Below are 3,339 nucleotides of genomic sequence, written 5' to 3' on the forward strand. Positions count from 1 at the left end.
CACCTGGGCCCGCTCGTAGGCACCCAGCGCTTCGCCGATCTCCCGCGCTTCCCGCCCGCTGCTGTCGTATTCCACGTACACCGGACGGTTGTTCGGGCCGGGCACGATGGCCCGCGTGTAGACCGCGCCGAATTTGTAGTAGGTCTGCGGGATGTAGATCCCCGGCAGCGAGAGCAGGCCGAAGGCGCTCGCCGACGCAGCGCCGCCTCCCAGCATCGCGGCCAGCAGGAGACGCGGCAGCAGCCCACGGGTCAGGTCGGCGAGTCGGGGAAAGAGGCGTCGGGACATGGCCAGTACATCCATTTCAGGGGTCCTTGAGCCGCCTCAGCGGCTCTGGTTCACACGGTAGAATTCGGCTTGGAGTTGCCGCAGGTTGAGGCCGCCGTCGGCGTAGGCCTTCAGTGCTTCCTGCAGTTGCGCATCGGCGAGGGCGAAGCCGATCAGGTCGAGGTTGTCCACCGCCAGCGGGCCCTGGCTGCGGATGCGCAGGTTGTCGATGACACCCGCCCCCACCGGCACCACCCGCCGCGCCTCGCGATCGAAACCGACGATGGCCACGTAGCCGCCGTTTTCCGGCAGGTATTCGTAGGAGTCGCCGAGTTTCAGGGCTGCCAGATCGAGGCTGAACTCGCCCTGGACGGTGATGCCGGCCGGCTGGATGGCGTACATCCAGTAAGGCATGGCCAACGGCTCGACCGGGTACGGCAGTTCGCTGAACTGCAGCATCTGCACGTGCACATCGCCTTCCTGCCGACCATCGGGGAATTGCAGGGTGGCGTTGCTCAGGTCGAGTTTGTATTCGCCATCCACCAGGCTGTACGTCCGGCCGCCACGCAACGGCACGTAGGGCAGCGTCATGTTGAGCTGTGCCAGTTGCAGGTGGCCCAGTTCGTTGCGCACGCCCTGCTGGATGCTGATCTCGCGACTGTCCGAGCCGTAGCCGCGATTGCCCTGGTCAGGGTTCAGCAGGAGGGTGTAGCGACCGCCCGGAATGTTGCGTTCGGCGCTGTCGCCATAGCCGAAGTTGAAGGCGCCATCGCGGTTGGTGCGGGTGCTGCGCTCCAGGCCTTCGATGCGCACCTCCACGTTCGGCACCGGCTGCTGCAATTGGTCGAGCAGCACCCCGGCGATGAAGGTCGGCAACGGCCGGGTGCGGTAGCGGATGCGCTCCAGCTCCTGACCGTCGTAGCGCACTTCCACCGATACCTCGGCGTTGTAGGCGATGTCGCGCTCGGGATAGAACGCCACCACCTGGCTGCCGGGCAGCTCAGCAAGTTTGCCGGGCACCGCCTGGTAGTTGCGGTTGACGTCCACCAACTGGTAGCCCTTCGCCTCCAGCTCGCTGGTGCCCAGCGCGTCGAGGTCCACGTAGGTCTTGCCGTTGGCGGTCTCGAAAACTTTCAGGTCGAGCTTGGAAATGTCGATGGCTTGGTTGAAGTAGAGGCTGATGAACTCGTTCGGATCGGCGCCGTTTTCGCCATTGGCCGGTGCGATGCGTTCGAGGGCGACCGGGACCTGTTGCGGAGTGACCACGCTGATGGTGCGACTGCTTTGGGCCACCACCTGCTGGCTGCCATTCTGGAGCACCGCCAGCAGCCGGTACTGGCCGCTCTGGGCGGGTACCTGCAGCATGGCGCTCTTCAGCGTGGTATCGCCGGTCAGTACTGCGTCGGCCAGCGTGCCGCCATCGGCGGAAAGCAGCAAAGCACGGGGTACCAGTTGTCCGGTCAGGTCCTCGATCCGCGCCGCCACTTGCAGCGCGATGGGTTGGCCCAGATCGAGCAGTTCGGTGCCTTCGGTGGGCAGCACCCAGGCGATGGCCGCCTGGGCGGAGAGTTCCAGGCTGTACTCGCGGCGCAGTTGGTTGCCGGCCTGATCGCGGGCTTCCAGCACCAGGCTGGCAGGCTTGCCGATCGGCAAACTCAGTTGCGTGGCGAAGCGGAACTCACCGGCCTGTGCAGCGGGCTCGAGGGTGACGTCCTGGCCATTGACCTGGAAGCTCGCCGGATTGCTTTCACGCAAGGTTCCGCGAACCGGGTAGGGATGCTCGCTGACGCGGTTCTGCGCCGGCAATTCCACCAGGGGCTGGTCGAGGATGATCTGCGGCGGCTGCTGATCCAGCGTCCAACGGAGGCGCCGGCGGGTTTCCTGGCCGGCGAGGTCGCGGGCGACCAGCTCTGCCTCGAAGCCGGGCTGACCTGCCGGTACCGTCAGGGGCTCACGCAGATCGAGAACCTGCATGCCCGGCTGGCGCAAGGCCAGATTCCGGCCATTCAGGCTGACCCGTTCCAACCCTGCTTCGGCGACGATCTGGCCGCTGAATACAAACCCACTGCCGGACAGTTGGGCGCCATCCTGTGGGGAGAGGTTATCGAATCGCGGCGGCGCAAAACTGGTCTGCGGCGGCTGGTAGGTGACCAATACCGAGCGTTGCACGCTGCGCTGGTCGACCCACCCCTGGATGGTCAGGGTATTCGGCCCTGGCTGTAGGGTAAGTGTGGCGGATTGGAAGGTGAATTCCGTGGCCTGCGCGGTCGGCGCGAGGGTCGCCGCCTGGCCATTGACCAAGACCTCCAGTCGCTGGGCCGGCCTGTCGCTACGCAGGGTACCGCGTACCACGAGGGCCGCCTCCTTCACCGTCGCGCTCTGCGCCGGGAAAGTGATGACCAGGCCAATGTCGCTGGCTGCCGGCTGACGCTCCACCGTGCGCGTACGCTGGGTGCTGTTGCCTGCCTTGTCGTAGGCGGTCAGGGTCAGCAGGTTGGTGCCTTCGAGCAGCGGGACGCTGGCCGTCCATTGGCTGCCTTGCAGGGTCACGGCGAACGGCGTGCCGGGGAAACGGTCCGAGGCGAGCACCAGGCGATCGACGCCTTTGCCGGCATCGCTCACGCTGCCTCGCAGGCTGACGCTGTCCTCGTTGACGTTGATGACGTCCGGCCCATCGATGACCAGCTCCGGCCCCTCGCGGTCCGGCACGCTGGCGGCATCACGCGGGTCACTGCCGGCCGCCGCTTCCTCGGCATTGCTGAAACCGTCGCCGTCGATGTCCGGGTCGCTGTTATCGCCGATGCCATCCTTATCCAGGTCATGGCTTTCGGTCGGGTCGCGCGGGAAGGCATCGTCGGCATTGGCGACACCGTCACCGTCGATATCGTCGTCGCGGGCATCCGGGATGCCGTCGCTATCCAGGTCCGCCGGCTTGCTCGACGCATCGTCCGGATCGCTACCCAGTTGGATTTCCTCTTCGTTGGAGTAGCCATCGCCATCGCGGTCCGGATCGGCGTTGTCACCGATACCGTCGCCGTCGGTGTCCTTGCTCTCGGACGGGTCCAGCGGGAA

Annotated in this window: 1 protein-coding gene and 1 pseudogene; both read right to left on the bottom strand. The window is 66.1% G+C overall.

Annotated features, from left to right (window positions below):
• On the bottom strand, window positions 1–288 hold a 288-nt coding region (locus BZL41_RS00040; protein ID WP_143517977.1), incomplete at its 3' end, for a hypothetical protein.
• 36 nt (window positions 289–324) lie between these two features.
• Window positions 325–3,339: pseudogene (locus BZL41_RS28300) on the bottom strand (hypothetical protein); the annotation flags it as partial.

The sequence above is a fragment of the Pseudomonas sp. PIC25 genome (assembly GCF_002286785.1).
In the GTDB taxonomy this organism is placed as follows: domain Bacteria; phylum Pseudomonadota; class Gammaproteobacteria; order Pseudomonadales; family Pseudomonadaceae; genus Pseudomonas_M.